This window comes from Halovivax sp. (assembly GCA_007119345.1).
In the GTDB taxonomy this organism is placed as follows: Archaea; Halobacteriota; Halobacteria; order Halobacteriales; family Natrialbaceae; genus Halovivax.
On sequence record SKPV01000096.1, the window covers coordinates 1 to 3,215 of the forward strand.

At 72.1% G+C, this 3,215-nt stretch carries 2 protein-coding genes and 1 pseudogene; 1 reads left to right on the forward strand and 2 read right to left on the reverse strand.

Annotated elements, in window-relative coordinates:
• The first annotated feature begins 160 nt into the window (after nt 1-160).
• A complete protein-coding gene (locus QZT59_RS06560; protein WP_290813143.1) occupies nt 161-1,249 on the forward strand; it encodes a cell surface glycoprotein in 1,089 nt (362 codons plus the stop codon).
• 193 nt (nt 1,250-1,442) lie between these two features.
• On the opposite strand, the gene glmM is transcribed toward QZT59_RS06560, so the two are convergent.
• Together glmM and QZT59_RS06570 are read right to left on the reverse strand one after the other, a co-directional pair.
• Nucleotides 1,443-2,804 carry a phosphoglucosamine mutase gene (gene glmM, locus QZT59_RS06565; RefSeq protein WP_290813146.1) on the reverse strand — a complete coding sequence of 454 codons (1,362 nt, stop codon included), beginning with the start codon at nt 2,802-2,804 and terminating at the stop codon, nt 1,443-1,445.
• A 278-nt stretch (nt 2,805-3,082) separates the two neighbouring features.
• Nucleotides 3,083-3,215: pseudogene (locus QZT59_RS06570) on the reverse strand (glucose-1-phosphate thymidylyltransferase); the annotation flags it as partial.

Genomic DNA, 3,215 nt, shown 5'->3' on the forward strand with positions numbered 1-3,215 from the left:
CCGAAAAGACGACGTTCGCGACGTGACCGAAAAGACGACGTTCGCGACGTGACCGAAAAGACGACGTTCGCGACGTGACCGAAAGAATTACCATCCGTTCGAGGAGAAACACGTTCAATCCGACTCGCACGTCGCGTACGGGCCACGCCCCCACCAAGCTATGAATTCGAAGGTTCCCACGAAACCGACGGCCCTCGTCCACCGGATCGCGCTCGTCTGCCTCCTGCTCGCAGCCGCGGCGGCCCTCGTCTGGGGCGTCGGCGCGGCGGGCGGCGAGTACGGTCTCTCGACCAGCGACAGCACGTCGACGCCGACGGAGACGGTCGAACTCGACGGGTCCGAATTCACCATCTCGGCCGTCGCAACCGCCGAACCGGACGGCGCGTTCACCGCGACCGTCGACGTCCCGGACGGCACGTCCTACATGCTCGACGTCTACAACGACGACGAACAGTCCGTGATCGATACGATCCACGGCAGCGGCCCCGGGCAAGAAACCGTCGAGACGGACGGCGTCGACCCGGGCACCTACGTGCTCGCGCTCACCGTGGACGGCGACGTGGAGGTCGTCAAGCCGCTCGTCGTCGAGGGCTACGCGGTCACCGTGGACGCCGACGACGAGATCCACCCGGACGACGACCTGACCGCGACGGTCGACGTGGCGGAGACGGCCGCCAGCGGCGATCCCGCCGACGTCGAGGTCGCGATCTGGAACGGCGACTCGGTCGATCGGGTCGTGGCAACTCAGATCGACGACGGAACCTACGAGGCGACCGTCTCCGGCCTCGACGAGGGCGACTACCAGGTCTACGCGGCCGCGCAAGGAACGGACACCGTGATGGGCGAGCCCGAAGTCCTCGGCATCAGCGACGGTCAGTGGGTCACCGTCACGTCCGACGCCGACGACCCGGGCGACGACGATCCGCCGGGGGACGGCGATAACGGTTCCGACGACGGTTCCGACGAGAACGGCGAGGACGGCGAGAACGGCGACGAGGACTCCGCCGACAACGCGACGGAAGACGACACCGGCGAAAACGGAGACGACGGCTCCGAGGAGGATCGTTCCGACGAGAACGGCGACGACGACGGCGATATCATGGCACCCTCGGACCCCGAAGACGACGAGGGCGACGGCGTCGACGACGCCGACGACGCCCTGCCGTTCGCGGGCCCCGCACCGGTCGTCGTGGCCGTCGCACTGGCGATCGCCGGACTGTTCGTTCGACGTCGCCGGGCGGAGTCGTAACCGCCCGATCGCCGGCCCGACCGCGTCGGACGACCCCTCCGAAGGTTCCGAATCCGATCCGTAGTCTCAGCTCGACCGTCGACTCCCGGTCGACGCGGAGCGCCCGCCGATCGTACCCCGTCAGACGGGTCGGATCAGTCACCGGGTATGTGTCATCCGCGTCGTGTCGGTCCCGGCGGGGGCCGACCACCGGTCACGCCAGGTCCGCGACGAGCCCGCGGGCGTCCGCGAAGACGGCGTCGGCGCGCTCGGCGTCTCGGGCCTCGGCGGTCACCCGGACCAGCGGCTGGGTCCCGCTGGCGCGGATCAGGTACCAGGCGTCGCCGAGGTCGACGCGGAGGCCGTCGCGGTCGTCGACGCCCTCGACCGGGTCCGGCCCGGCGCCGTCCGCGACCGCCGCGGCGACGCGCTCGACGATCGCCCCCTTTTCGGCCGGGTCGACCTCGACGGACGCCCGACGGATCGGGTACGAGGGGATCGTTTCCACGAGCGCCGACAGCGGCCCCTCGCGGGCGACGAGCGCCGCGAGTCGACAGGCCGCCAGCGGCCCGTCCGGGCAGGGCGTCTCCTCGGGCCAGATCCAGGCGCCGCTGGGTTCGCCGCCGAAGACGGCGTCCGGGTCCGCCGCCCGCTCGGCCACGAAGCCGTCCCCCACCCGCGTTCGCGAGACGGTGGCGCCGACCTCGGCGAGCGCGTCGTCGACCGCGAGGCTGGTGTTGACGGGCGCGGCGACCGTCGATTCTCGGGCGCCGTCGGCCCCCTCGGCACCCGGGGACGCGGCGGCGTCCCGAGCGAAGATCGCGAGCAGCGCGTCGCCGCCGACGACCGTCCCGTCCTCGGCGACGGCGAGCAGCCGATCCGCGTCGCCGTCGTGGGCGACGCCCAGATCGGCGTCCGACGACGCGACGAACTCGGCGAGCGTCGCGCAGTGCGCGGCCGTGGGCTCGCTCGGGCGCGCGGGGAAGTGACCGTCGGGGTGGTCGTTGAGCGTCTGGACGCGACAGCCGAGCGCTCGCAACGCCCGGCCCGTTACGGTTCCGGTCCCGTTGCCGACGTCGACGACGATCGAGGGGGCACCGGGGACGGAGGTCGCGGCCGCGAGGGCCTCGACGTGTCGGTCCACCGCGTCGGCCCACGTCTCGCGCGATCCGAGCCCGTTCCACGCGGCGAGGGCGTAGTCGTCGGTTTCGATCCGGCGCTCGACCGCCGCGAGCGACTCGCGGTCGAACGCCCGCCCGCTCGCCGACCACAGCTTGAGGCCGTTGTCTTCCGGCGGATTGTGCGAGGCCGTGACCGCGATCCCCGCGTCGGCCTCGCGCCAGCCGACGCTGCGGGCGATCGTCGGCGTCGACGCGACACCCACGTCGACGACGTCCGCGCCGCACTCCCTGAGGCCGGTGGCGACCGCCGACGCGAGGAGCTCGCCGCTCTCGCGGACGTCCCGGCCCACGACGACGCGGTCGGCGTCCGAGCCGACCGCGCGACCGATCGACAGCGCCAGCTCCGCGGTGACCGTCTCGCCGACGGGCCCGCGGACGCCGCTCGTTCCGAACAGTGACATACGAGGCTCTGGACGGCCGGCGGTCGAAAGCGTTTGGGCCCAGTTTGGGCCCAGCCCACGACGCGCCGGCACCGATCGCGCGAAGAGGCGTCCGGGACGTCGAGGCCGCGACCGGGAGGGGCCGGTCAGTCGAGTGCGCGGTCGGCGTCTACTCGAATGGCGGTCGGCGTCTACTCGAACGGCGGTCGGTGTCTACTCGAACGGCGCTCGGAGTCTACTCGAACGGCGGTCGGTACCTGCCGACTCCGCCCGGCGGATCGTCCCGTCCTCGATCACCGATCCCTGGTGACCGACTCGCCCGGAGCCGTGGTCGCGCCGGTCGAGAGCGTGACGCCGGCGTTCAGGTTCGTGTCGATGCCCGTCTTCGCGCCGTCGCCGACCACGACGCCGAGCTTCCGCCGGCCG